Origin of the sequence: Bradyrhizobium sp. BR13661, from assembly GCF_029892425.1 — a bacterium.
Classification (GTDB): domain Bacteria; phylum Pseudomonadota; class Alphaproteobacteria; order Rhizobiales; family Xanthobacteraceae; genus Bradyrhizobium.
On the sequence record NZ_JARXWB010000020.1, the window covers coordinates 54291 to 78669 of the forward strand.

Genomic DNA, 24379 nt, shown 5'->3' on the forward strand with positions numbered 1-24379 from the left:
AAAATGGCGGCGATCAGGCCGTGTGAGCCTTGTAGGCGGCTTCATCCATCAGTCCCTCGAGCTCGCTCTTGTCCGCGATCTTGAGCTTGAAGAACCAGGCTTTTCCGCCGGCGTCCGAATTGACCATGGCCGGTTCGGCTGCGAGATCGGAATTCACCTCCAGCACCTCGCCTGAGATCGGAGCGTAAACGTCGGAGGCGGCTTTGACGGACTCGACAGTGGACGCGACCTCGTTCTTCTTCAGAGCGCGGCCGACCTTGGGCAGATCGATGAATACGACATCGCCAAGTTGCGATTGCGCGTAGTCGGTAATTCCGATGGTCGCGACGTCGCCTTCGATGCGAAGCCATTCATGGTCGGACGTGAAAAGAGTGCTCATGATAATCTCTCAGCGTTTGTAGGTGTTGGGAACGAAGGGCGTGGCGGCGACACGCACGGGCAAGCGTTGCCCACGAATCTCCGCAAATAGCTGCGTGTCATTGGCGGCAAGTGAGGTGGGCACATAGCCCATTGCCATCGGTGCATTGAGGGTCGGACCAAAACTGCCTGAGGTCACCGAACCGATCTGCTCCTTCGAGCTCTGATCGGCAAAGAGCGGGGTGCCTTCGCGCACCGGTGCGCGGCCTTCTGGTTTGAGGCCAACCCGGCGGCGGCTAGCACCATTGGCGAACTGACCCAGGATTGTCTCTGCGCCCATGAAGCCCCCTGCACGAGCACCACCCGCGCGGCGGCTTTTCTGAACCGACCACTCCAGCGCTCCCTCGACCGGCGTGGTCGAGGTGTCGATATCATGACCGTAGAGACAAAGTCCGGCTTCTAGCCGCAGGCTGTCGCGAGCGCCAAGGCCGATCGGCAGAACATCTGAGTCCTCGAGCAGCGTTTTCGCGAGCTGCTCGGCCTGATCAGCAGGTACTGAAATCTCGAACCCATCCTCACCCGTATAGCCGGAACGCGACACGAAGCAGTCAGCGCCCGCAACCTTGCGCGAACCTGCATCCATGAAGCGCATTGCGGCCGCCTCCGGACAGTGTTTTGCCAGCGCGGCCTCCGCCTTCGGCCCCTGCAATGCGATGAGTGCGCGATCGGAAAGCGAAACGATGCGGCACGAATCAGAAAGATGCGCGCGCAAATGCGCCTCGTCGGCCTCCTTGCAGGCAGCGTTCACAACAACGAAGAGATGGTCCCCAAAGTTTGCGACCATGAGGTCGTCGAGAATGCCGCCGCTCTTGTTAGTAAACTGGGCGTAGCGCTGGCGGCCGATGCCGAGAGCTAGGAAGTCTTGCGGGACGAGCCGTTCGAGGGCTAACGCGGCGTCTTCGACCTTGCCGGATTTGGGGTGCAGCGCGACCTGACCCATATGTGAGACATCGAATAGTCCGGCGTTCTGGCGGGTATGCAAATGCTCCTTCAAAACGCCGGCAGGATACTGCACAGGCATATCATAGCCGGCGAACGGCACCATTTTGGCGCCGAGAGAGACGTGAAGGGCGTGAAGGGGGGTACGTTTTAGAGGGGTGTCTTGCGCAAGCATCCGGGGGTCCTCGGCGGTTCCCGAGGCCTATTCCTCGGATAACCAGACGAAACCCCATCTGTCGCTTTGCCTGAGAGTATTATCCCGTCGGCGGACGCTTATCGGCCTAAAGCCGGCAAGCGCCTCTTTCCAGATGCTGTCAAAGCCACACGGTCCTTTTGCCTGAGAGTTTCCGGGGCGGTTGCTCCTTCGGCGCCGGCATCAAAGCCGGTCTCTCCCGACGTGGCCATCTTGAACGGATGCAGGAAAACACGACCTCGGCCAAACTGTCAACTGTCCGGACACCAAAGATGAGTGTTCGGACAATGAGTCATTGGTAATTTATCTATACTCAAGGTACTTGACTACTACGACTACAGCCATGGAGGCATCGTGTGCAGGCAAAAGTAACAAAGTCCCGGCGAGGCAAGACGCCAGCAAAAATGCTATCCAAGAATCAGCCCGCGGATCTGGACCGCGAAAGCGGTCTACTGATCGGCGCGCGGCTAAAGCATGCGAGGCTCAACAGGCGGATCTCTTTGCGGCAACTTGCTGACGATGTGGGCTGCACCGAGAGCTTCTTGTCGAAAGTGGAGAACGACAAAGTCCGTCCCTCGCTGACGATGCTTCATACCATCGTCAAGTCACTGGGAATCAACATCGCGAAGCTATTTTCAGAGCCAGACTCCGCCGTGGTGACCGTGCTTAAGGCGGGCAAGCGCGTCACGCTTCAAACTGAGCAGGCTCCACTCGGTAAGGGCATAACCCTAGAGTCACTCTTGCCGATTCCGCTGGCCGTGCTTTTGGAGGCGAACATTCATCATGTGGAGCCTGGAAGCTCGACAGACGGCTTCATTGACCACAAAGGTGAAGAGATGGGTTTTGTCCTTGAAGGGGAACTCGACCTTACGGTCGACGGGCGGACCGTGAAAGTCCAAAAGGGGGACTCTTTCTTCTTTCAATCGCATCTACCGCACGGCTATCGCAATCCCGGAACGGCGACCACTAAGATCCTTTGGGTGAATACTCCGCAAAGCTTCTAAGGCGCCCTGACGCTATCCCCAAAGCCGGCTGGCGACACCGTCCGAGTTGATCCAGCCTTGAGGCGGCTACAACCGCAGGACGATTTGCAGAAGTCATCGCTCACGATGCTCGCAGCATAACAGCATCTGTAGAGGCGCGGCTTACCAACATACTTGCCAATTAGGAAAGTAACTTGACAAAAGGGCCGTTTGGTTTCATTGGTCGAACTGCCGGACGGGCCAGCCTTCTCATGTAGCTGCGCACCGCGTCGGTTCGAAAGGGAAGGGCCTTGAGAGCCCAAGACAGGGAACGTCATTCGCATCGGTCGGCAGACGCGGCTCTGCCGCCGCGCGGCAGGTGAGGGCGCACAAATGGACGATTATGAGAAGCGGGAGTCTCGGATCTTCAATATCGAGCTTGCGCCTGAGACTGCCACCGGGACATGGAAGACATGGAACCTGTTCGCATGGTGGATGTCCGGTTGGCATAGCCTTGGTGGGTACACCTTCGCCATTGGCTTGTTCGCCCTCGGACTAGCCGGTTGGCAGATGATCGTTGCGTTTACCCTCGGGGTAGTTGTCCTCTATTTTACGAATAATCTTAGCGGGATCGCCGGCCAGCGTGTGAAAGTGCCCTTTCCGGTGTTTGCCCGCGCCAGCTTTGGCGTGTATGGCGCCAACATTCCGGCTCTACTGAGAGCGACCGTCGCCATAGCCTGGTATGGGATCCAGACCTATTTGGCCTCGGCCGCAGTCATGCTGCTGGTCCTCAAGCTTTTTCCCTCCTCGAACTCGCTGACGGAAAGCTCCTTTGTTGGTCTAACTTATCTTGGTTGGATTTGCTTTCTGGCGCTTTCCGCGGCTCAACTGATTGTGCTGTCGCGCGGCATGGAAGCGGTTCGGAAGCTGACGGATTTTGCCGGCCCAGTTATTTGGATCGCCATGATTGCGCTCGCAGTCTGGGTACTGGCACGCGCGGGTTGGTCGGTCGATTTCAGTTATCGAACAGTGGAGGGCGGTAGCAGCATTATGGCAATGCTGTCGGCGATGTTCATCGTCGTGTCCTACTTGGCGGGGCCGACCCTGAACTTTGCCGATTTCACCCGTAACGCTCCCGATGAGCAAACAGTCCGCCGAGGTAACGTTTGGGGGCTTCTCGTTAACGCAACAGCGTTTGGTGCAATTTCAATCGTGATCGCGTTGGCGTCTGTGAAAGTGTACGGAAAGGCCGTCCACGATCCGATCGAACTGCTAGCCGACATCGACAATATAGCGATCCTGCTCATCGCAATCATCGCCATCGGGACTGCGACTGCTGGCATCAATATCATTCTGAATTTCGTGGCGCCGGTCTACGACATCATCAACGTCTGGCCGCGCCATTTTACGTTTCGCCAGGCCGGCGTCCTTGTGGCACTGCTCTCGATCGTTACGACGCCCTGGAACTTGTTCGCCAATCCAGCGATCATCAATCAATTCATCGGTGGCGTTGGCGCGCTCATGGGGCCGCTCTACGGAATTATCATGGCGGACTATTATCTGGTCAGGCGCCAAGTCGTCGATCAGCAGGCCTTGTTCGACGACCGACCGTCCGGCGCGTACTACTACGCTGGCGGCTACAATCCCAAAGCCATCTATGCGCTACTGGCCTCGGGCCTCGTCACGATTGCATTTTCGATTGTCCCAGTACTCAATGCGTGGGCGCCGTTCGCATGGCCAATTGGCGTGTTGCTTGGTGCGCTCGTGTACTGTCAGCTGAGCAAGGTCACTAGGAGCTCCCTAAAGGCTGCCGCTGCAGGATAGTTGAGGAGCCAGTGATGGGATGGCGAGATAGCTGAGGCCGCGGGAGAAGTTTTTCGACGATGCTCGCAACCGACAAGGAAGGCCATCTGCCTTGACAAGCGGACGGGATTGCGACTAGCTAAGCAAGTTGATCCGCAATACTTCGTATCGCGCATTCGGATCAAGCTTTGAAAGAGGAGTTGTTACACGGAACATCTGACGCTGGGAGAGACCGAGCTATTCGGCGCCGAAGGAGCAACCGCCCCAGGAAACTCTCAGGCAAAAGGACCGCGTCAGTCGAAACATCTGAAAAGAGATGCATCTGCATCCGCCGACGGGATAACATTCTCAGGCAAAGCAACAGATGGGGCACTCAACGTAGCTGAAAAAAGCTGGAGTGCCTTGTGTGACAACACGAATCCATCACGACTCGCCGTCTGACTTGCTCGCGCGTTCCGCTCTCGCAAACGGCGCGACCAAGCAGCTACCAATAGGCGTCCTCGATCTTTTCAAGATCGGAATCGGACCGTCCTCGTCTCATACCGTCGGCCCTATGAAGGCCGCTGCAACCTTCGTGCGCGGCTTGGGGAAGGAGCGCGAGGAAAGGGTCGCGCGGATCCAGGCCACGATTTTCGGCTCGCTCGCCTGGACGGGCAAAGGGCACGCAACCGATAAGGCTCTTGTGCTCGGGCTTTCGGGGAAGACACCCGATTGCATCGATCCCGATGAGGCCAGCCACGCGTTCGAGCAAATTTCTAATCTTCGTCAAATCGAATTGCCCGGTGGTCGTAGAATTATCTTCGAACCGGAGAAGGACATTGTTTTCGATACCAAACGGCAATTCGATCGCCATCCGAACGCAATGGAATTCAAGGTTCTGGATGCAGACAGTAACGAGATTGCGTCCGATGTCTGGTTCTCGATTGGCGGCGGCTTCATCGAGCGATTCGGCGGCGAAAACCAAAACGACGAGATAGAATATTCCTGCGGCTTTGAGTTTCGCTCTTCGCGCGAACTACTCGAACTATGCCGGCTCCATTCATGTACGATCGCCGACATCGCGATGGCAAACGAGATTGCCCGCCGCGGCGAGGAAAAGACGAACGAGGAGCTCGACCGCATCATCGATGTAATGATGAGATGCATTGATCGTGGTCTTGCGCAGGGAGGAGAGCTCCCGGGTGGATTGAAGGTACGGCGAAGGGCAAGCGCGCTCTTCGAGCGACTGCAGCAAAATCCCCTCAGCAATTCCGGCCACACAAGCAAACCTTTTGATTACATATCGGTCTTTGCTATCGCGGTGAACGAGGAGAACGCCGCGGGCGGGCGGGTCGTGACAGCGCCGACGAATGGTGCCGCAGGCGTTGTTCCCGCCGTTCTTCGCTACTACCGTGATCTCTGCGAAGCGGCGAACGATGAGAAGCTTCGCACTTTCCTTCTCGTGGCAAGCGCGATCGGCAGCATCATTAAGCGAAATGCTTCCATCTCCGGGGCGGAAGTTGGCTGTCAGGGAGAGGTGGGATCGGCCGCCGCGATGGCGAGTGCGGGGCTTACGGCTGCGCTCGGCGGCACTAACGAGCAAATCGAGAACGCTGCCGAGATCGCTATCGAGCATCACCTTGGAATGACTTGCGACCCAGTCGGCGGATTGGTTCAGATCCCCTGCATTGAGCGAAACGCGTTCGGGGCGGTGAAAGCGGTAAACGCTGCGTACCTGGCGCTCGCAGGTGACGGAAAACACCGCGTCACTCTCGATCAAGTCATCGAAACCATGCGTCAGACCGGCGCAGACATGCACGACAAGTATCGAGAGACCTCCCGTGGAGGGCTCGCCGTTAACGTACCGGAATGTTGAAAAGGAAACTCTCATGAATTTGCACGATACAACGACGCGAGTATCGCCAGATCCGGCCGTCTTTCAAGCTATTGGGCGCGAGCTGGCACGTCAGCAAAACCAGATCGAGTTGATCGCATCTGAAAACATTGTCTCCGAGGCAGTGTTGGCAGCGCAAGGCTCAGTTCTCACCAATAAGTACGCCGAAGGTTATCCAGGTCGGCGCTACTATGGCGGGTGCGAATTCGTCGACGAAGTCGAAACCCTCGCCATTTACAGGGCGAAGAATCTGTTCGGTTGTCAATTTGCCAACGTTCAGGCGCATTCCGGTGCGCAAGCCAATTTGGCCGCTTTTCTGGCGCTTCTCAATACCGGCGACACCTTCATGGGCATGTCGCTTGCTCATGGCGGACACCTCACGCACGGCTCGCCTGTGACCATTTCCGGGAAATGGTTCAAGCCGGTTGAGTACTGCGTGAGGGAGGACAATCATCGTATCGATATGGACAATGTGCGCGAGCTCGCACTCAAGCATCGGCCGAAACTCATCCTGGCCGGCGGCTCGGCGTATCCTCGCGAGATCGATTTTGCGGGATTCCGGCAAATTGCGGACGAGATCGACGCCAAATTGATGGTGGATATGGCGCACGTTGCGGGTCTCGTTGCAGGTGGCGTCTATCCCTCGCCGGTACCGCATGCGCACGTGGTTACCTCGACGACGCACAAGACGCTGCGCGGACCTCGCGGTGGTCTCATCCTGACGAACGATCCAGACCTGGCGAAGAAAATCAATTCCGCGGTGTTTCCAGGAGTTCAAGGTGGACCATTGATGCACGTCATCGCCGCCAAGGCCGTCGCGTTCGGCGAGGCGCTCGAGCCCTCTTTCAAAGCCTATGCCCAGCAGGTGTTGGACAACGCACGGGCGATGGCCACCGTCCTGGCGGAAGGCGGTCTATCGATCGTTTCCGGGGGCACGGACAGTCACTTGGCGCTTGTCGACCTCAGACCGCTCGGGCTCACGGGCAAGGCCGCCGAGACAGCGCTTGAGGAGGTTGGACTCACCTGCAACAAGAACGCAATCCCGTTCGATCCACAGAAGCCTGCCCTTACGTCTGGGATCAGGCTCGGCTCGTCAGCCGGCACGTCACGTGGCTTCGGAGAGCGTGAGTTTCGAGAGATCGGCTCGCTCATCCTCCGGAGATTAACGGAACTTGCGTCCGGTGACGCTGACAAGGGCAGGGTAGATGAGATCGGCGGCGCCGTGCGCAGGCTGTGCGACGCTTACCCGATTTATTCCTCGATGCAGGCCTAGTGACTTGGGAGAACACGAAGTGCACTACGAACAAATGTCGACTGACGTACGCAAGGAAGCGGTGGATCTCTACAAGGCCCTGCCGGAGGTCATGCGCTCGTTTCAAGGGCTCATGAGCACCGTGGGCAAGGAAGGTGCGCTCTCGACGAAGACCAAAGAACTCATGGCTCTGTCAATTGCCATCAGCTCGAAGTGCGAAGGGTGCCTGGTTTTCCACGTCCAGAACGCAATTAAGCACGGTGCGAGCCGCGAGGAAGTGGCGGAAACGATCGCCGTCGCGATCGAAATGGGAGGCGGGCCGTCGACCGTGTATGGCGGAAAAGCGCTCGCCGCCTTCGACGAACTGAAAGGTAAGGCGAAATAAGAGAGATCTGGTTTTCGGCGGGCTTGCCTCCTGCAAGGCAAGTTCGCTGCGAACTGGAGACTTAGTCCGGTAAATGGTCGCCCCGCCACAGTGGAACGACAGTTTTGAATGCCCAATATTTCTTGCCGACGAGCGTGATCTGACAGTCGAAGCAGGGGCGATATTCACCACCTGCGGCACGATGCACCTGGGTATCGATTGAAGGTTTAGAGCCGAGCTGAATGTGGGTTCTCCTAACGACCACGATGGCTCAGGGAAAGCGGAACACATGAATCGCCGTATCCAGTCGCTCCTCGTTGCAAACCGCTCAGAAATCGCAATACGCATTTTTCGGGCTGCGACCGAATTGGGCATCCGGACAGTCGCTGTCTATGCGGAAGAGGACAAGCTGTCCTTGCATCGTTTCAAGGCAGATGAAGCCTATGAGATAGGGCGGGGAAAGGGACCGATCGAGGCATACCTGCATATCGACGAGGTCCTACGCGTTGCCCGTGCTGCCAAGGTGGACGCGGTCCATCCTGGTTACGGCTTCCTGTCGGAAAATCCAGAATTCGCTGCCGGCTGCGCCGAGATCGGGCTTAGCTTCATCGGGCCGAAGCCCGAAACGTTACGACTGCTTGGAAACAAGGTTGATGCTCGCGATCTTGCGGTGTCCGTCGCCGTTCCTGTCATGCCGGCGACAGCAGCGTTGCCAGACGATCATGATGAGATATTAAGGTTAGCGGACGGCATTGGATATCCGCTCATGCTCAAAGCTTCGTGGGGCGGCGGTGGACGCGGCATGCGCGCTGTCGACGAGCCGAACAAGCTCGCTGAGATGGTACGGTCGGCTAAGCGGGAGTCGATGGCAGCGTTTGGTCGTGACGAGGTCTATCTTGAAAAATTGGTCCGCCGGGCAAGGCACGTTGAGGTGCAGGTGCTCGGTGATGGCTGGGGCAACTGCGTCCATCTCTTCGAGCGTGATTGCACAATCCAGCGAAGGAACCAGAAGGTTATCGAGCGCGCTCCAGCGCCTTATCTCGAGGAATCGACGCGCAGAGCCCTCTGTGAGGCGGCCTTGCGCATCGTGCGCGCGACATCGTACCAGGGTGCAGGGACGGTCGAATTCCTGATCGACGCCGATACGGGGCGGTTCTACTTCATCGAAGTCAATCCTCGCATACAGGTCGAGCATACCATCACAGAGCAGGTCACGGGCATCGACCTGGTCAAGGCTCAAATACGCATCGCCGAGGGCGGGCGGATTGGAGTGCTGGATGAGACGGGCGTGCCCAATCAGAACGAGATTGCGTTGCGAGGACATGCCATTCAATGCCGCGTAACAACGGAGAATCCAGAAAACAACTTCATTGCCGATTATGGGCGGATATCCGCCTACCGGGGGGCGTTCGGACCCGGAATTCGAATCGACAACGGGACGGCGTATTCCGGAGCGGTCGTGACGCGATACTACGATCCACTGCTCGAGAAGATTATATCCTGGGCACCATCTCCGGCCGAGGCGATTGCTCGCATGCTCCGCGCGGTTCGCGAGTATCGCGTCCGCGGGGTTGCGACAAATCTGCCCTTTCTCGAAGCAGTCCTCGGTCACCCTACCTTTCTGTCGAACGAGTATACGACCCGCTTCATTGACGAGACGCCGGCATTGTTTGGCGTGAATCGCCGCCGTGATCGCGCGACGAAGCTTCTGACCTACATTGCGGACGTCACTATTAATGGTCACCCCGAGGTGAGAGGACGTCCGAGACCGAACGGTTGTACGTACATTGCCGAACGGTCTTCCTTGCCGTCGAAGCCCGTGAAAACAGGAACGCGCGATCTACTCGCGAGCCTTGGACCTGTCCGATTTGCGAAGTGGGTTCGCAGCGAGAAGCGCGTGCTGATAACAGATACGTCGATGCGCGATGCGCACCAATCGTTGCTCGCCACACGCATTCGGACCAACGACATCGTGAGCGTAGCATCCGGTTACGCTACTGGCCTGCCGGAGCTATTCTCGCTTGAGTGCTGGGGTGGCGCGACTTTCGACGTCGCCATGCGCTTTCTGCATGAAGACCCCTGGGAGCGCCTTCATTTGGTGCGCGAACGAGCTCCGAACATTCTCACGCAAATGCTTGTACGCGGCGCAAACGCGGTCGGCTACACCAACTATCCCGATAACGTAGTTACTATGTTTATCCGGGAGGCCGCGCGAGCCGGAATGGATCTCTTTCGCGTGTTCGACTGCTTCAATTGGGTCGAGAACATGCGGGTCTCAATCGATGCGATCGCCGGCGAAGGAAAGTTGGCGCAGGGAGCAATTTGCTACACAGGAGACATACTCGATCGGCGTCGTACGAAATTTCAGCTCAACTATTACGTAGACCTTGCGCGGCAGCTCGAGCAGGCTGGCTGTCATATGATCGCTATCAAGGACATGGCGGGCCTACTGAAACCGGAGGCGGCACGCGTCTTGGTGAAGGCCCTCCGCGAGTCAACAGATCTGCCACTGCACCTGCACACTCATGATACGTCTGGCATCGCAGCTGCAACAGTGCTGGCGGCGGTAGAGGCAGGAGTCGACGCTGTTGATGCGGCGATGGACTCTCTGTCAGGAACGACCTCGCAGCCTTGCCTCGGCTCGATCGTCGAGATGCTGCGTCACACTGACCGAGATAGCGGGCTCGATCCGGGAATTATTCGGGGGCTCTCGGACGATTGGGCCGCCATTAGGTCTCAGTATGCCGCCTTCGAGAGCGATCTCAAGACAGGGACATCCGAAATATATCTGCATGAAATGCCCGGCGGTCAGTTCACGAATCTAAGAGAGCAAGCGCGCTCGCTTGGCCTGGAGAACCGATGGCACGAAGTCGCCGAGGCATATCGCGCGGCTAACGACCTGCTCGGCGATATCGTAAAGGTCACTCCGTCCTCGAAGGTCGTAGGTGACCTCGCGCTCATGCTGGTCGCGCAAAACATAACCCCAAATGATGTGCTCAATCCTCAAAGGGACATCGCCTTTCCGATGTCTGTCGTTGATATGCTACGAGGAGAGCTCGGCCAGGTACCAGGCGGCTGGCCGAAGGCCTTGCAACGGAAGGTTTTGAAAGAAGATCAGCCAATTACGGTGCGGCCGGGAGCTCTTCTGGGAAACGTGGATGTTGAGGAACGCCGACGAGCCGCCAGCGAAGGCTGCAGCAGAGAGTTGAACGACCAGGAACTTGCCTCTTGGCTGATGTATCCGAAGGTTTTCGAGGATTATTGCGCAACGCAGGTCAAATACGGTCCGGTAGCAAGCCTGCCGACAATGGTCTTCCTCTACGGAATGCGCGCCGGCGAAGAGATCGCCGTCGATTTGGATCCGGGAAAGAGGTTGTTTATTCGCCTTCAGGCGTTGGGTGACACGGAAGAAGACGGGCAGGTCAAGGCGTTCTTCGAGCTCAATGGTCAGCCCCGCGTCGTTCGTGTCCCAGATCGCAAGGCAAAGGCATTGGTCCCTGCTCGACGGAAAGGGGACGGAGGCAATCCAAACCATGTTGTCGCCCCCATGCCGGGTTCGATCGCCAGCGTGTTGGTCAAGCCGGATGATGCCGTGCGCGCGGGTGATCTGCTCGTGGTTCTTGAGGCGATGAAGATGGAGACGGCGGTGTATGCACCTCATGATGGCCTGATCGTAGAGGTGACATGCAAGCCTGGCGACGTCGCTGACGCCAAAGACCTCTTGATTGTGCTGTCGAAGCGACAGTGAACTGGCATCTCATCGAAGGTACGACCATGGATCGAACGATCACACCAAGCCTGCTGACCCGCGAAGCGTTCGCCGAGTTCGGTGACGTCATCGACAAATGTGGCGACATCCATTTTCCTATTAATAACGGCATGACGGAGCGTTACCACGGACTGGCGGTAACCGAGGCAAGCGGACCAGATGCGCGGGTTGTGATCAGCATTGCCGAGGGCATGCCCTACCGCTTTCCGCTCAGACTTACGATGGTCGAACGTCATCCGTTCGGAAGCCAAGCGTTCATTCCCCTGGGGATACGCCCATTCCTCGTCGTCGTATGTCGCGATGACGGTTTCTGTCCCGGCGAACCACTGGCCTTCATTACACAGCCAGGACAGGGCGTGAACTATCGGCAGAGTGTTTGGCACGGTGTCCTGACCCCGATCGGTCGCATGCAGGATTTCTTGATTGTTGATCGCGACGGCGCGGGCACGAACCTGGAAGTATTCGAGTTTCCAGAGCCCTACGACATCCGCTTGCCGCCGGGGCTATAACCGACAATCGCTTCGGCGCGGAGAGCTGTACTAATGGTTTGAGGGTTTACACGTGGAGAATGTCGAAGGCGATTTGAAGTTGCCAGCGTTTCTGGCAAAAATTGAGTAGTCGTCGAAAGGACGTCCGAGTTGGATGTCAACGTTAGCGCAAAGGACTTCCGAGCCCTGTTGGTAGGGCGACAGCTTTCGCGAAACCGCGGTTTTGGCCTGGTACGATCTGCGTTTGCTCGTGACGAGCGCGCCAACTGCGCTATTGAAAAATACGATACAGGTGTTCGCTTAATCGAATTTGACGCCAGCGAAAGCTCCGATAAAAATTGTCGGGCGATCAAAATCCCGAGGAGAAACACATGACGCGCGGTGCGACTATCAATTGCGATATCGGCGAAGGATTCGCGCTTTATCGATGCGGCGACGACGCCGGCATCATGCCCCATATCCATCTCGCCAACGTCGCTTGCGGCTTCCACGCTTCGGATCCGGTTATTATGCGCGATACGGTCAAGCTCGCTGCCGACAACAACGTACCCATTGGTGCCCATCCCTCGTTCCCTGACAAGCAGGGCTTCGGTCGGCGCGACATGATCATGGAGCGCGAGGAGCTCGCGGCATGTGTCCGATACCAGGTTGGCGCTCTGAAGGGCTTCCTTGACGCTGCAGGCCTGAAGCTCAATCACATCAAGCCACACGGTGCTCTGTTCGGTGCCGCCACCCACCGCGAAGTGGTGGCGAACGCGCTAGCCGATGTCGCATTGCAATACGGCGTTCCCGTCATTGGTATCGCCGGCACGGTGGCTGACAAAGTCTACAAGGCGCGGGGCGTCACGATCATTCCGGAATACTACGCTGACAATGACTACGACTCTTCCGGTGCTCTCATCGTTTGTCGTACGCACCCGAAGCGCGATCCAGACGAGGTGTCGCGCAAGGTTGTTCGAATGTTCAAGGAGGGCAAGGCGCCAACCATCGACGGTAAGGAGTTCGATGTGAAGGCGACGACCGTCTGCGTGCATTCCGATACGCCGAACGTGGTCGACATCGCGCGAGCCCTCAAGGAAGCGATGAAGCCCTGGGCGTGAAGTTGCCTGATCTGGTGCGCGTGAAATAGAGCTAATGCGTTCAGATAATGCGCCGCTGTCGGGCTCTCTTCAATGACGACAGCGGCGTGTTGATCGGATCGTCATCGGGGTGTGTGGAATCCTGGTGCGGGCGCGGGCAAAAACACTCGGCTTCCGCTTCGGCAGGTTTACGAGAATGAAGGCCTCACTGCTGAAGATAAAGTTCAATGGAAAAGGGATTTGCAAATGAAGGTTGGCGTTCCCAAGGAGATAAAAACGCACGAATACCGTGTGGGCCTTACGCCTGGCGCTGTGAGGGAATACGTCGCGGCCGGTCACAGCGTAATGGTCGAGAGAGGCGCCGGTGCGGCGATTGGTGCTACTGACGATAGTTATCGTAAGGCTGGCGCGACGATTGCGGAGTCTGCTCGAGAGGTATTCTCGACCGCTGAGATGGTCGTGAAAGTCAAGGAGCCTCAGCCGTCCGAATGGGTTCAGCTGCGAGAAGACCAGATCCTCTTCACGTACCTTCATCTTGCCCCTGACCCTGAGCAGGCGAATGGCCTCATAAAATCCGGATGCACGGCCGTCGCTTACGAGACTGTTACTGACGCTCATGGTGGTCTCCCACTGCTCGCGCCAATGAGCGAGGTGGCAGGCCGCCTCGCGATAGAGGCAGCTGGCGCCGCACTGAAGCGATACTCAGGTGGACGCGGATTATTGATCGGCGGGGTGCCGGGCGTTCAACCCGCTCGTATCGTGGTCATTGGAGGCGGTGTCGTCGGTACCCATGCGGCACGCATGGCCGCAGGGTTGGGCGCCGAAGTGACGGTTCTAGACCGATCGATTCCTAGGCTGCGCGAGCTGGACGAGATGTTCAAGGGGCGCGTTCGGACGAGGTTCTCCTCGATCGAAGCTATCGAAGAAGAAGTATTTGCTGCAGACGTTGTTGTTGGCGCGGTGCTCGTACCAGGCGCGAGCGCGCCGAAGCTTGTAAGTCGCAATATGTTGAGTTCAATGCGTAAGGGTGCGGTCTTGGTGGATGTCGCTATCGATCAGGGTGGCTGCTTCGAGACGTCACACGCGACAACGCACGCTGACCCGACATATGAAATCGACGGCGTCATTCACTATTGCGTCGCGAATATGCCAGGTTCAGTCCCGCTCACATCGAGCCAGGCGTTGAATAACGCGACGCTGCCCTTCGGACTGGCTCTTGCCAATAAGGGGGTTTCGGCCGTATTCGAAAACCAGCATCTGCGCGCCGGCCTCAACGTCTATAGGGGCCGACTGACCTACAGAGCAGTTGCTGAGAGCCTTAACTTGCCGTTCTCGCCGATCGAGCAGGATGCCGCGTGATGCCACCGTTGCTTGATGGAGAGCAGCCGGACTCGATCCGTAAGGGTCAGCATTTGACCGTGATTGAGGGAGGGCGCCGTCAGGAGCAGGTGCCGGCCGCAGGGCTTTCTGATTTATGGTGGGAGCTCTGGTGCAGCAGTACGACGGTGATGATGCGTGCGGCCATACGAGCTAACTCGGAATGGATACGGGATTAGAAAGCTGCGTGCAGAGCCGGAGTTGAGAACTGGTTGAAGAACTGTTCTTCCGTGGGGCTAACCAGGTTCACAGAGCTTCCTGGTGTCCTCAACTGCCGGCTCTCCAGATTAGCCAGATTGGGCCTCCTCCCGGGCCCATGGCACCCTTCCGGAAATCATGGGCCGGAGGGAGCCGCACTTCGCCCAGCAGGCTATGCTGGGCGTCTTTTTTTGGTCTCCGCGATTTGACACATCGCCGGAAGTTGAAGAAGGCCGACGTCTCGATTTGGGATAAGTCAGTGTTCAGCCTACGAAATCTTGTGCGTTCAAGAGCCTTTCCTATGGACGCACTAAACCGCCGAAACAGACTTGCATCATACATTAGAGCCTTAAGCGGCGTATCAACGACGGCCATCGATCGAGTGCTATGTGGTGGGGCGAGTCATGCTGACATTTCCGAAGCAATTGATTGAGGGACACCGTGCCTTCGCAACCCATCGGCTTCCTGGTGAGCAAAACCGATACCGGGAACTCTCCCTAAGGGGGCAGTCGCCGGAAATCATGGTGATCGGTTGCTGCGATTCGCGTGTGTCGCCTGAGGTAATCTTCGACGTTGGTCCGGGCGAAATTTTTGTTGTTCGCAACATAGCAAACTTGGTGCCGGTACATCAGCCGGATGCGTACGCTCACGGCGTTTCGGCCGCGTTGGAATACGCAGTAACGGTGCTACAAATCAAGCACATCGTAGTTCTCGGCCACGCGCAGTGCGGAGGAATCCGAGCGTTCGTCGACAAGACAGAGCCGCTCACTCCCGGCGATTTTATAGGCCGCTGGATGCAAACGCTTACCAAGCCAGGCGAGACCATCGAACAGAACGAACTTGAATCCGTGCAGCAGTTCACGTCGCGCGTCGAGAAGGCAGCGGTGCTTCGGAGTCTCGACAACCTCATGACATTTCCATTCGTTCGTCAAAGAGTAGAAGACGCGCACGTACATCTGCACGGCGCTTACTTTGGGGTAGCGGAAGGAGCGCTCTTCGTCTTGGATAAGGAGACAAGGGAGTTCCGCAGCGTCAGCGAAGCGGTCTAGTTTGCGGTTCTTTTGCTAGGAGCGTGCGGCCACGGTATACCTCCAATCGGGTAGTTCATGTTCAATCGAGTCGAAGCCCCAACCCAAACGCCACCTACTCCTGCAAAGATTCTCGCGGACTGCGGCCTGGTATATGCGTCCAACGGCTTCATTGGCTGGCTCTTTGCTGTGACTGCGCCTTTGGCGATCATCCTTGCGGTGGGCACCGATGGCAGGCTTTCGGAAGGTGAAATCGCGTCCTGGGTATTTGCCGCCTTCTTCATAAATGGCCTGCTTACCGTGTTGGTCTGTTGGCTCTATCGACAGCCGCTAACGTTCTTTTGGACTATTCCCGGCACGGTTCTGGTGGGACAGGCCTTAACTCACTTGTCGTTCGCTCAGGTTGTTGGAGCGTATTATGTGGCGGGCGGGCTTATAGTGCTGCTCGGCGTGACCGGTTCGGTCAAGCGGGTAATGGATCTCGTTCCAATGCCGATCGTGATGGGCATGGTAGCAGGCGTCTTCCTCCGGTTTGGTCTCGACCTAGTTCATGCGGTGTTTGCCGACACCGTCATCGCAGGACCCATGATCTTGGCATGGTTGATCCTAGCTTCCCTGCCGATGCTGGGTCGACGCTGCCCACCGATCTTCGGTGCGCTTGTTGTTGGGGCCCTTTCTACGATCATGCTTGGCAGAGTCGACCCATCCACGGCGGTAGGATTCGAATTCATCACGCCGGTCTTTCAGAAGCCGGCTTGGTCCGCTGCAGCAATGATTGAACTAGTCGCGCCTCTGGCCATTACCGTCCTAGTAATACAGAACGGGCAAGGTTTCGCCATCGTAAGGGCTGCGGGGCACAACCCGCCAATTAATACAGTGACCGTCATTTGCGGTGTCGGTGCAGTGATTAGCGCCGTCGTGGGCGGCATCAGTACCTGCCTTACGGGGCCGACAAATGCGATCGTCGTTGGCAGTGGTGAGCGTGAACGGCAATACAGCGCAGGGATCATCGTTGGAATCCTGGCGATTGCGTTTGGTCTGCTCGCCCCAACTTTTGCTCGGCTGCTTCTTGTTGCGCCAAAGTCCGTTATAGCAACATTGGCGGGATTAGCTATGCTGCGCGTTTTGCAGGGGGCTTTTAAGGCGGCGTTTTCTACGAGGTTCTCGCTCGGGGCGCTTCTAGCTTTTTTGGTTACTGTTGCTGACCAGCCGTGGCTGAACATCGGTGCTGCATTTTGGGGATTGATCGTTGGTCTCGTTATTTCCTTGCTGCTAGAACGTCCCGAGTTCGGACCTAAACCTTTGCTCTAGCGGGTAGCGTGCTGCAGGCTCCCGGCGAGCGCTTAGCTTTAGATGCTCTCGTCCGCAGGATACCGATGGTCGAGGCCGGCAAATGACCGGCCAGGACCGAGGCCAGGCACGGCAAAACGCATATAGTCTCGAAACGCCTTGGCAGCCGTCGGCATCTTGGTATCGCGGCGCCAGACAAGGCCCACATCCATGGTGGGCACTTGATCCTCGATGACACGCGTCTCGATCCGCTGCCCTTCGTGAGACCAGGGTCGGTAAATCAGGTCCGAGAGGATGGCTATACCCATGCCTCCAGCAACCATGGAGCGCACTGCCTCGACCGAAGACGTGCGAAAGATCGTTTTTGGCTCAAGCGCTGCATTGCTCCAATAACGCATTGACGTGTCCTTGGCTTCATCGATGGTAAGCATTACGTAAGGATAGGTCGCGATCCCCGCCAGTTGTACGCGCTCGGCGCGAAACAGCGGATGCTGGGGCGCAAGCCATAATCGGCGCGGCGACCGGAGCAAGGTGTCTCTGATGAGCGCGGAATTGTCGCGCAAGTTGGAAACTAACATCAACGCTAGATCGAGCGCACCATCCACGAGCGCGCACTCGAGCACTTCGCGCGGCGCCTCGAATAACTCGATGGTGATGCCGGGAAAGTTGGTCTGAAAGCGCATCTGATGACGGGGCAAAATATAGCCAGACACGGTATAGGTAACACCGATCCGCACCGTCCCGACGAGTGGTCCTGCTGACATATGCGTGCTCCGTAGTGCTTCCGCGACATCGGCCAGGATCTGGTGGCCGTGAGCCAGCAAGCGACTATCTTAGACGGTGACAGTCATGCCGTTTCCGTCCGCGCTCCAGCGGGGGCCAAAAGAGTCGTTTGAGCTGTTGGATCGCCACAATGACTGCAGATTTCAATACCAGGTCCATGGCGGCTTGGCTGATACAGCCAGTTGCGGCGGTAGCTCGGACATCTCTGTTGTTCAGACGTTTCCATGGCTCGTGAGCCAGACATTCTCGCTTTCATAAACAACTCTCATTCCGGCGGGTGTCGCGGGGCAGGGGGCCGTTACTCGGCCAACGTGAAGCAGTGGCACATGGATCGTCTTGGCCGATCTTGGGCGCGGTTGTGCTCTGCCCGGGATCACGCCAGGGCTGTCCGAAGTCTCTCAAGCAACTCGGCCCGGTCTCTTCGGGCAGCAAGAGCTTGATCCATATCGACTTTGACGAACTGCACGGGCGTGTTGGGCTGAAGCTGTCCCACCAAATCCATGTCTGCGGCGATGACGGTTCCTAACATAAAATAGCCTCCAACGGAGACTGCGTCACGATGCAGCACAATCGGCTCGGTGCCGCTCGGGACCTGGATGGACCCGTATGGATAGCAGGCATCGGTAATGTTAGACGGATCGGAGCCAGCGCCGAAAGGTGGCTCGCGATGAACAAATTCGAGCGGCTTGCCGCCCTTAAAGCGATAGCCGATGCGATCCGCTTCCGGAGCGACCCTCCATGTGTCGGCGAAGAATCCGTTTCCTGCCGCCTCTGTAACGCGGTGCCAGTAAAGGCCCGGCATCGCACGTAGCTCGGTCGGCGCCTCGGCGGGCTGGCCACGTAATTCTTTCGCCACCATGCGACCGTCCTTTGCCGCAGCGGCCTCACCTACCGGTAGCTCGTCGCCAGCCTCAAGCTTGCGCCCCTTGAAGCCGCCCAGTGCGCCGAGCGCATAAGTCGAACGTGAACCAAGAACAACGGGAACGTCGATACCGCCGGAGACTGCGATATAGCCACGCGCGCCCCTCTTGAGGAAATCGAACGACAGGATCTGACCACGCTTCACCCTGAAACTACCCCAGGTTTCGCGTTGCCGACCGTCGAGCTTCGGCGGGAGCTCGGCGCCGGTGACAGCGACAGTAGCATCCTCTGTGAATTCGAGCTCCGGCCCCATGAACACGGTCTCGAGCACGGCCGCACCTTCCGGGTTACCCACGAGTAGATTGGCGGCGGCGAGCGCGTGACGGTCCATGCCGCCGGAGAGCGGAATGCCGAAGTGATAATAGCCAGGACGCCCAAGATCCTGCACGGTCGTTGCGAGACCCGGTTTCAAAACCTTAATGGCCACGGAGCACTCCATCGAGCTTGCGATTGTAAGCGTCAATGTCGCGATTGAACTCAGTCAGCGAGAATGAGACATCGCGGATGATCGGCGCGAAGCGACCGGAATCGACGTCGGCGACGGCGGCGTCGTACGCAAGGCGGTCGATCGGCTTCCACTTCAAGATGTCGCCTGGTCTGAACAGACACATGAAGTCGCGCAAATAACTGATCTTCTGGTTCGGATCGTAGATTGGCATCGGCGTGATGCCGAACATCTGATAGCCGCCGGCGCCGCGCACCGAGTAGATGCAACTGAAACACCCTCCGTGTCCGACCGTGAGTTTCGGCGTGTCTGTGCGGGGGCGCAGGTATTTTGGAGCCTGCAGTTGCCGCTTACGTTCCACCATCTGGTAGACAAAGGGCAGGCCCCCGACGAAGCCGACTGTCGAAACGAACCATGGCGCGCTCGAATGCGCCTTGATGAAGGCGTCGACGCTTTCTAGCCCGTTGATCCGCGCCGCGTATTCGAGATCAGTCCCGTTCGGATTCTGATGACGCTCACGGAAGCGCATCAACGTTTCATGAGTCCATGGATCATTGTAGAACACGGGGATTTCGATGATCCGCGTCTTGATCAACGGTTCGGATTTTTCGGATCCAGCATCCAGCCTCTTCAGCTCGGCAAGGAGATCCTGAGGCTTAATCTGATCGGGATCGAACTTGACCTGATAAGACGCATTCGCAGGACAAATCTCTGTCACGCCCTTAATCTTGGCATCCCGTACTGCATTGGTGACGAAGAGGCTCTTGAAAAATGCCTCCAGCGACATGGCTTCACTGACCTCAGCGAAGATGTGCTCATCACCGCCGAAGGAAAATCGGGTTTGCATGTCAGATCACCTCCCATTATCGGCGGACAGTTTCTTTGTCGGGTTGTTGCGGTTGAGCCGTGCCGAGCATCTCGGCATGCGATTCAAGCCATGGCTCTAGCCAGGCTGTATGAAAGCGACCAGCCTGTACGTCCGCATCGCGTGCGAGCGCCTCGTGTAACGGCTTTGTTGTCGACAAGCCTCCCACGTCCAGTTCGGCGAGAGCTCGCAGTAGCTCCCGTATGGCGCTAGGTCTATCCTTGTCGTGGACAATCAATTTTCCGAGCAGGCTGTCGTAGAACGGCGGCACCGTGTAACCCTGATAGAGCATGCTGTCGAAGCGCACCCCATGGCCGCCGGGCACGCTGAGTGCACTAACTGTGCCGGGGGTCGGCAGAAAGTTCCTCGAGGGATCCTCGGCGTTGATGCGAACTTCGATCGAATGTCCGCTGAGGCTTATCTCTTCTTGACGGAAGCGCAGCGGCTCTCCGCCCGCAATCCGGATCATTTCGCGCACAAGGTCGATGCCGGTGATCATTTCCGTCACCGGATGTTCGACCTGGATCCGAGTATTCATTTCGAGAAAGTAAAACTCATGCGTTTTATCATCGTAGAGATATTCGAGCGTTCCGGCCCCGCGATAGTTCACTGCCTTGGCAAGCGCGACAGCGGACGTACAAAGCTTTTCCCGGACCGACTGTGTTAGCGAAGGTGAGGGCGCTTCCTCCCAGACCTTTTGACGGCGACGTTGTAGAGAACACTCACGCTCGTAGCAATGGATAACGTCGCGCCCATCGCCGAGCACCTGAACCTCGATGTGCCGAGCGCCTTCGATCAGCTTCTCGACATAGAGCCCACCGTCGCCAAAAGCCGCGAGCGCTTCCGCCTTTGCTTGCGGCATAAGATGGCGAAATTCGTCGGTCGAGCGCGCGATTCGAATTCCGCGCCCACCGCCGCCAGCGGCGGCTTTGATCATCACTGGAAATCCTGTTTCGGCGACGACGGCGAAGGCGGCGTCGGCCGACTCCAGACGGCCGTGGCTTCCTGGGACGGTCGGAACGCCGGCGGAAGAGGCGGCCTTACGTGCTGCGACTTTATCGCCCATAAGTCGGATCGAATGTGCGGTCGGGCCGACGAAAATCAGACCCGCCGCCTCGACCGCGGCAGCGAACTCGGCATTCTCCGCCAGGAATCCGTAACCGGGATGAATAGCGTCGGCACCAGTGGTCTTAGCTGCCGCGAGGATAGTTGCCTGGTTGAGATAGGATTTGGACGCCTGAGCTGGACCGATCTCAATCGACTCATCGGCGAGCCTGACGGCGAGTGAGTCCTTGTCGGCCTTGCTGTAAACTTGCACGGCAACGATGCCGAGCTCGCGAGCTGCTCGGATGATACGAACCGCGATCTCGCCGCGATTGGCGATGAGGAGTTTATTGATAGGCATGGAGCTACCTCAAACTTCAATTTCTGCGATCGGCTGACCGGCCATCACCGCTTCCTCGCTCTCGACCAGGAAGCGCAGGTTCTTTCCTGTAGCTCCGGCCTTAACCTCGTTAAATGACTTCATCACCTCGATCAGCCCGATCGTGTCATTCTCCGTGACCCCATCACCATCGTTCTTGTAAGCGGGTGTGTCGGGCGCGGACTGGCGATAGAAGATGCCAGGGAGTGGCGAAAGAATCTGCTGTGTAGCCATCGTTTCCTCGTGACATTTTTTGTTTCGATGTTGCCGCCGCACGTTTCGCGCAGCTTGCACCGTACGACGATAGCTCTCAGCGGTCGCCAACAAGCAGCCGATATCGGAATTGGTCCAGAATCACCGCGAGAACTAACAACGAGCCTAGCAGCACCATCTGCATATACGAACCAATCTGAGCGATGTTCATGCCATTTTGCAGTAGCACAATGAAAAAGGCGCCCAGTACGACATTCTCGACGCGACCGATTCCGCCGCGCAGCGAAACACCTGCGATTACGCATGCTGCTATCGATTCAAGGGCGATCTTACCACCGAGAGTTGCTTCCCCCGTGCCGACCCTCGCAGTTAGAAGAAGGCCCGCAACTGAGGCAAGCAGCGCACACAGCGAATACGAAACGAACAACACCGCCTTGGTATTTACGCCAGAGAGATGCGCAGCTTTCATATTGCCGCCGACCGCATAGATGTGCTTGCCAAGGCGTGTGCGATTCATGATCAGCCAAATCACAATCGATGTTATGATCGCTACCGCAACCGGAACCGGAACGTCGAGGACGCTACCGAACCCGAGAACGTCGCCAAACTCGTAGGGCATGCCGGATACCGGCACGCCGCCGGTCAGAAACAGAGTTATGCCGGCGCCTATCGACTGCGATCCCAGAGTGATTATGAATGGAGAAACTCCAAATTGTGCGACGCCCAATCCGTTCAAAAACCCGACCAGCAGGGCTGAGCCGATTCCGGCCAAGATTCCCAGCGCGATCACCAACCATACCATGTCCGGCATCAGAGGCGTCAGCGCCACCATTACGATCGCCGAAGTGACCGACGTCAAAGCAATCGCCGTACCGACCGCCAGATCGAAGCCGCCCGTAATCAGAGCCAGCATCTGCCCCAGCGACACAAGGATCAGATACACCGATTGGCGCGTGACGTTGGTTAGATTTTGAAAGGTGAGGAACTCCTTCGAAATTAAAGTAAAGGCAACGAGTGTCGCGACCAAGAAAAACGGCAAAACGCCGACGCGAAGAAAGACATAGATGGTGGCCGATAGAGCGACATTATGCCGACGGGATACCGTCGTCTCCTTGGCTGCCGACATGGATTGAATGCTCACGCGGAGCCCTCCGTTTCTGCGAAGAAGAATCTCAATATGCTCTCTTCGGAGATTTCGCTGCCAGTGAGTTCTGCGGAAATCCTGCCCTTGGAGAAGACAACCAGGCGATGCGCGAGGTTCATGACCTCGGGCAGATCGGACGAGATCACTACTACGGCCTTCCCCGCTTCGGCGATCTCCTTGATGAGCTGATAGAGGGCCACACGGGTACCCATGTCGACGCCTACGGTCGGCTCATCGAATATGTAGATGTCACGTTCCGTTCCGAAACCTTTACCGAATAGCACCTTCTGCTGGTTTCCTCCGGAAAGCTTCGAGACGGTGCGGTTCATGGCGCCTTTCGCAAGGCTCACCTTCTCGCCAATAGAATTGGTGAAGGTCCAGCTCCGTCGCGAAGAAAGAATACCTCTGCTAACGACGTCGGATCGGTCCAGAAGGCTCAATTCGATGTTTTCATGCGCGCTGGCGGCCAGCTGTAGACCTTCGCTCTTGCGATCCGAAGGCAGGAAGAAGACGCCGTTCTTGAGCAGATGTCGTGTCGGTTTATTCGTAACATCACGGCCCTTCAATGAGACGGTGCCGGCCGCAATCCGCTGCAGTCCCAACGCAGCCCGCCACACACGCGACTTGCCACTTCCGACCAGCCCCGCCACGCCAAGCACTTCGCCGGAGCGCACATCCAGATCGACGCCGCATACGCCGTCTGTGCGGATGCCGCGAAGCGCCATGACTACAGGACCATCCAGCTGACGATCTATTTTCGGATAGATCATGTCGACAGAACGACCGGTCATCAGCCCGATCAGTTTGTGTTCCGAAGTGGTGCGCGCATCGACCGTCGCGATTAGATGGCCATCGCGCAGGACTGTGATCCTATCTGCGATTCTCTGAAATTCCTGTATTCGGTGAGAGATGTATATGATTCCCACGCCGGCAGCCGTGGACTTCTCGATAAACGAAAACAGTCTTTCCGTTTCGCGATCGGTAAGAGATGCCGTCGGCTCGTCGAGGATCAACACGCGCGCGTTCGAGCGGAACGCCTTCGCGATTTCAACCATTTGCTGTTGGGCACGGGAAAGACTGGACGTTGGTCGCTCGACATCCACTTCGAAATCGAGATCCTCGAATAGCTTGCGTGCTTCTGAAAGCATGGTTCTGCTGTCGATGAACGGTCCCCGCTTCGGCTCGCGGCCAAGATATAGATTTTCGAACACTTTGAGTGTAGGGACGAGGGAAAATTCTTGGAAGACCGTACCGATACCAGCCTCGACGGCGTCGTGCACCGAGTGAAATTGAACTTCCCGACCGTCGATACTTATCGAGCCTGCGCTCGGTCGATAGACCCCGGAAAGTATCGATATCAATGTGGATTTTCCTGCACCGTTTTCGCCGAACAGCACATGAACTTCGCCCCTGTTCAACCTGAGATCGACGCCATTGAGCGCCTTCACGCCCGGAAACTCTTTCGAGATTCCCGTCATTTCTACCAGTGGCGTATCTGTGTCGGTCATCTATCTCGCTGCCTCGGTCTCCGGCCATGTCGATCAGACATGGCC

Annotated in this window: 20 protein-coding genes and 2 riboswitches; of the genes, 11 read left to right on the forward strand and 9 right to left on the reverse strand. The window is 57.4% G+C overall.

Going from position 1 to position 24379, the window contains the following annotated elements; genetic code table 11:
* Positions 1-13: 13 nt before the first annotated feature.
* Positions 14-379 (reverse strand): glycine cleavage system protein GcvH, encoded by a 366-nt coding sequence (gene gcvH, locus M2427_RS28005; RefSeq protein WP_280710103.1) that lies wholly within the window; start codon positions 377-379, stop codon positions 14-16.
* Positions 380-388: 9 nt separating this feature from the next.
* Entirely contained in the window at positions 389-1531 is a 1143-nt protein-coding gene (gene gcvT / locus M2427_RS28010) for a glycine cleavage system aminomethyltransferase GcvT (protein ID WP_280710104.1), read from the reverse strand.
* 141 nt (positions 1532-1672) lie between these two features.
* Positions 1673-1761, reverse strand: a riboswitch (glycine riboswitch).
* A gap of 144 nt (positions 1762-1905) precedes the next feature.
* On the opposite strand from gcvT, the gene M2427_RS28015 reads away from it, so the two are divergent.
* The 11 genes from M2427_RS28015 to M2427_RS28065 all read left to right on the forward strand — a co-directional run bounded on the left by M2427_RS28015 (position 1906) and on the right by M2427_RS28065 (position 17053).
* Complete coding sequence (locus M2427_RS28015; protein WP_280710105.1) at positions 1906-2553, forward strand: cupin domain-containing protein; 648 nt, start codon at positions 1906-1908, stop codon at positions 2551-2553.
* A gap of 351 nt (positions 2554-2904) precedes the next feature.
* Positions 2905-4335, forward strand: coding sequence for an NCS1 family nucleobase:cation symporter-1 (locus M2427_RS28020; protein ID WP_280710106.1), 1431 nt, complete (start codon positions 2905-2907; stop codon positions 4333-4335).
* 191 nt (positions 4336-4526) lie between these two features.
* Positions 4527-4615: riboswitch (glycine riboswitch) on the forward strand.
* Between the two features lie 189 nt (positions 4616-4804).
* Positions 4805-6169 carry an L-serine ammonia-lyase gene (locus M2427_RS28025; protein ID WP_280710175.1) on the forward strand — a complete coding sequence of 455 codons (1365 nt, stop codon included), beginning with the start codon at positions 4805-4807 and terminating at the stop codon, positions 6167-6169.
* Positions 6170-6182: 13 nt separating this feature from the next.
* On the forward strand, positions 6183-7460 hold the full coding sequence (gene glyA, locus M2427_RS28030) for a serine hydroxymethyltransferase (RefSeq protein WP_280710107.1): 1278 nt from the start codon (positions 6183-6185) through the stop codon (positions 7458-7460).
* A 19-nt stretch (positions 7461-7479) separates the two neighbouring features.
* Complete coding sequence (locus tag M2427_RS28035; RefSeq protein ID WP_280710108.1) at positions 7480-7824, forward strand: carboxymuconolactone decarboxylase family protein; 345 nt, start codon at positions 7480-7482, stop codon at positions 7822-7824.
* 268 nt (positions 7825-8092) lie between these two features.
* Positions 8093-11551: a pyruvate carboxylase gene (gene pyc / locus M2427_RS28040; protein ID WP_280710109.1), complete on the forward strand. Its 3459-nt coding sequence runs from the start codon at positions 8093-8095 to the stop codon at positions 11549-11551.
* A 26-nt stretch (positions 11552-11577) separates the two neighbouring features.
* Positions 11578-12081, forward strand: coding sequence for an ureidoglycolate lyase (locus M2427_RS28045; protein WP_280710176.1), 504 nt, complete (start codon positions 11578-11580; stop codon positions 12079-12081).
* Between the two features lie 350 nt (positions 12082-12431).
* The gene (gene pxpA / locus M2427_RS28050; RefSeq protein ID WP_280710110.1) at positions 12432-13160 is read left to right on the forward strand and encodes a 5-oxoprolinase subunit PxpA; all 729 of its coding nucleotides are present in this window, start codon (positions 12432-12434) and stop codon (positions 13158-13160) included.
* 225 nt (positions 13161-13385) lie between these two features.
* The gene (ald, locus tag M2427_RS28055) at positions 13386-14498 is read left to right on the forward strand and encodes an alanine dehydrogenase (RefSeq protein ID WP_280710111.1); all 1113 of its coding nucleotides are present in this window, start codon (positions 13386-13388) and stop codon (positions 14496-14498) included.
* Between the two features lie 620 nt (positions 14499-15118).
* The gene (locus M2427_RS28060) at positions 15119-15763 is read left to right on the forward strand and encodes a carbonic anhydrase (RefSeq protein WP_280710112.1); all 645 of its coding nucleotides are present in this window, start codon (positions 15119-15121) and stop codon (positions 15761-15763) included.
* A gap of 57 nt (positions 15764-15820) precedes the next feature.
* Entirely contained in the window at positions 15821-17053 is a 1233-nt protein-coding gene (locus tag M2427_RS28065; RefSeq protein ID WP_280710113.1) for a benzoate/H(+) symporter BenE family transporter, read from the forward strand.
* A 38-nt stretch (positions 17054-17091) separates the two neighbouring features.
* On the opposite strand, the gene M2427_RS28070 is transcribed toward M2427_RS28065, so the two are convergent.
* The 7 genes from M2427_RS28070 to M2427_RS28100 all read right to left on the reverse strand — a co-directional run bounded on the left by M2427_RS28070 (position 17092) and on the right by M2427_RS28100 (position 24334).
* Positions 17092-17796 (reverse strand): LysR substrate-binding domain-containing protein, encoded by a 705-nt coding sequence (locus M2427_RS28070; protein ID WP_280710114.1) that lies wholly within the window; start codon positions 17794-17796, stop codon positions 17092-17094.
* Between the two features lie 392 nt (positions 17797-18188).
* Positions 18189-19163: a biotin-dependent carboxyltransferase family protein gene (locus M2427_RS28075; protein WP_280710115.1), complete on the reverse strand. Its 975-nt coding sequence runs from the start codon at positions 19161-19163 to the stop codon at positions 18189-18191.
* Positions 19153-20028 carry a carboxyltransferase domain-containing protein gene (locus tag M2427_RS28080; protein WP_280710116.1) on the reverse strand — a complete coding sequence of 292 codons (876 nt, stop codon included), beginning with the start codon at positions 20026-20028 and terminating at the stop codon, positions 19153-19155. The genes M2427_RS28075 and M2427_RS28080 overlap by 11 nt, the downstream gene beginning before the upstream one ends.
* A gap of 16 nt (positions 20029-20044) precedes the next feature.
* Positions 20045-21451: an acetyl-CoA carboxylase biotin carboxylase subunit gene (locus M2427_RS28085; RefSeq protein WP_280710118.1), complete on the reverse strand. Its 1407-nt coding sequence runs from the start codon at positions 21449-21451 to the stop codon at positions 20045-20047.
* A 9-nt stretch (positions 21452-21460) separates the two neighbouring features.
* Positions 21461-21703 (reverse strand): acetyl-CoA carboxylase, encoded by a 243-nt coding sequence (locus M2427_RS28090; RefSeq protein ID WP_280710119.1) that lies wholly within the window; start codon positions 21701-21703, stop codon positions 21461-21463.
* Positions 21704-21779: 76 nt separating this feature from the next.
* Positions 21780-22823, reverse strand: coding sequence for an ABC transporter permease (locus M2427_RS28095; RefSeq protein WP_280710120.1), 1044 nt, complete (start codon positions 22821-22823; stop codon positions 21780-21782).
* Positions 22820-24334, reverse strand: coding sequence for a sugar ABC transporter ATP-binding protein (locus M2427_RS28100; protein ID WP_280710121.1), 1515 nt, complete (start codon positions 24332-24334; stop codon positions 22820-22822). The genes M2427_RS28095 and M2427_RS28100 overlap by 4 nt, the downstream gene beginning before the upstream one ends.
* Between the last annotated feature and the right edge of the window lie 45 nt (positions 24335-24379).

Bases quoted from the DNA above. Each gene is read 5' to 3' on its own strand.
- gcvH (WP_280710103.1), bottom strand. From the start codon at position 379: ATGAGCACTCTTTTCACGTCCGACCATGAATGGCTTCGCATCGAAGGC.
- gcvT (WP_280710104.1), bottom strand. From the start codon at position 1,531: ATGCTTGCGCAAGACACCCCTCTAAAACGTACCCCCCTTCACGCCCTT.
- M2427_RS28020 (WP_280710106.1), top strand. From the start codon at position 2,905: ATGGACGATTATGAGAAGCGGGAGTCTCGGATCTTCAATATCGAGCTT.
- glyA (WP_280710107.1), top strand. From the start codon at position 6,183: ATGAATTTGCACGATACAACGACGCGAGTATCGCCAGATCCGGCCGTC.
- pyc (WP_280710109.1), top strand. From the start codon at position 8,093: ATGAATCGCCGTATCCAGTCGCTCCTCGTTGCAAACCGCTCAGAAATC.
- M2427_RS28045 (WP_280710176.1), top strand. From the start codon at position 11,578: ATGGATCGAACGATCACACCAAGCCTGCTGACCCGCGAAGCGTTCGCC.
- pxpA (WP_280710110.1), top strand. From the start codon at position 12,432: ATGACGCGCGGTGCGACTATCAATTGCGATATCGGCGAAGGATTCGCG.
- ald (WP_280710111.1), top strand. From the start codon at position 13,386: ATGAAGGTTGGCGTTCCCAAGGAGATAAAAACGCACGAATACCGTGTG.
- M2427_RS28060 (WP_280710112.1), top strand. From the start codon at position 15,119: ATGCTGACATTTCCGAAGCAATTGATTGAGGGACACCGTGCCTTCGCA.
- M2427_RS28065 (WP_280710113.1), top strand. From the start codon at position 15,821: ATGTTCAATCGAGTCGAAGCCCCAACCCAAACGCCACCTACTCCTGCA.
- M2427_RS28070 (WP_280710114.1), bottom strand. From the start codon at position 17,796: ATGTCAGCAGGACCACTCGTCGGGACGGTGCGGATCGGTGTTACCTAT.
- M2427_RS28080 (WP_280710116.1), bottom strand. From the start codon at position 20,028: ATGCAAACCCGATTTTCCTTCGGCGGTGATGAGCACATCTTCGCTGAG.
- M2427_RS28085 (WP_280710118.1), bottom strand. From the start codon at position 21,451: ATGCCTATCAATAAACTCCTCATCGCCAATCGCGGCGAGATCGCGGTT.
- M2427_RS28090 (WP_280710119.1), bottom strand. From the start codon at position 21,703: ATGGCTACACAGCAGATTCTTTCGCCACTCCCTGGCATCTTCTATCGC.
- M2427_RS28100 (WP_280710121.1), bottom strand. From the start codon at position 24,334: ATGACCGACACAGATACGCCACTGGTAGAAATGACGGGAATCTCGAAA.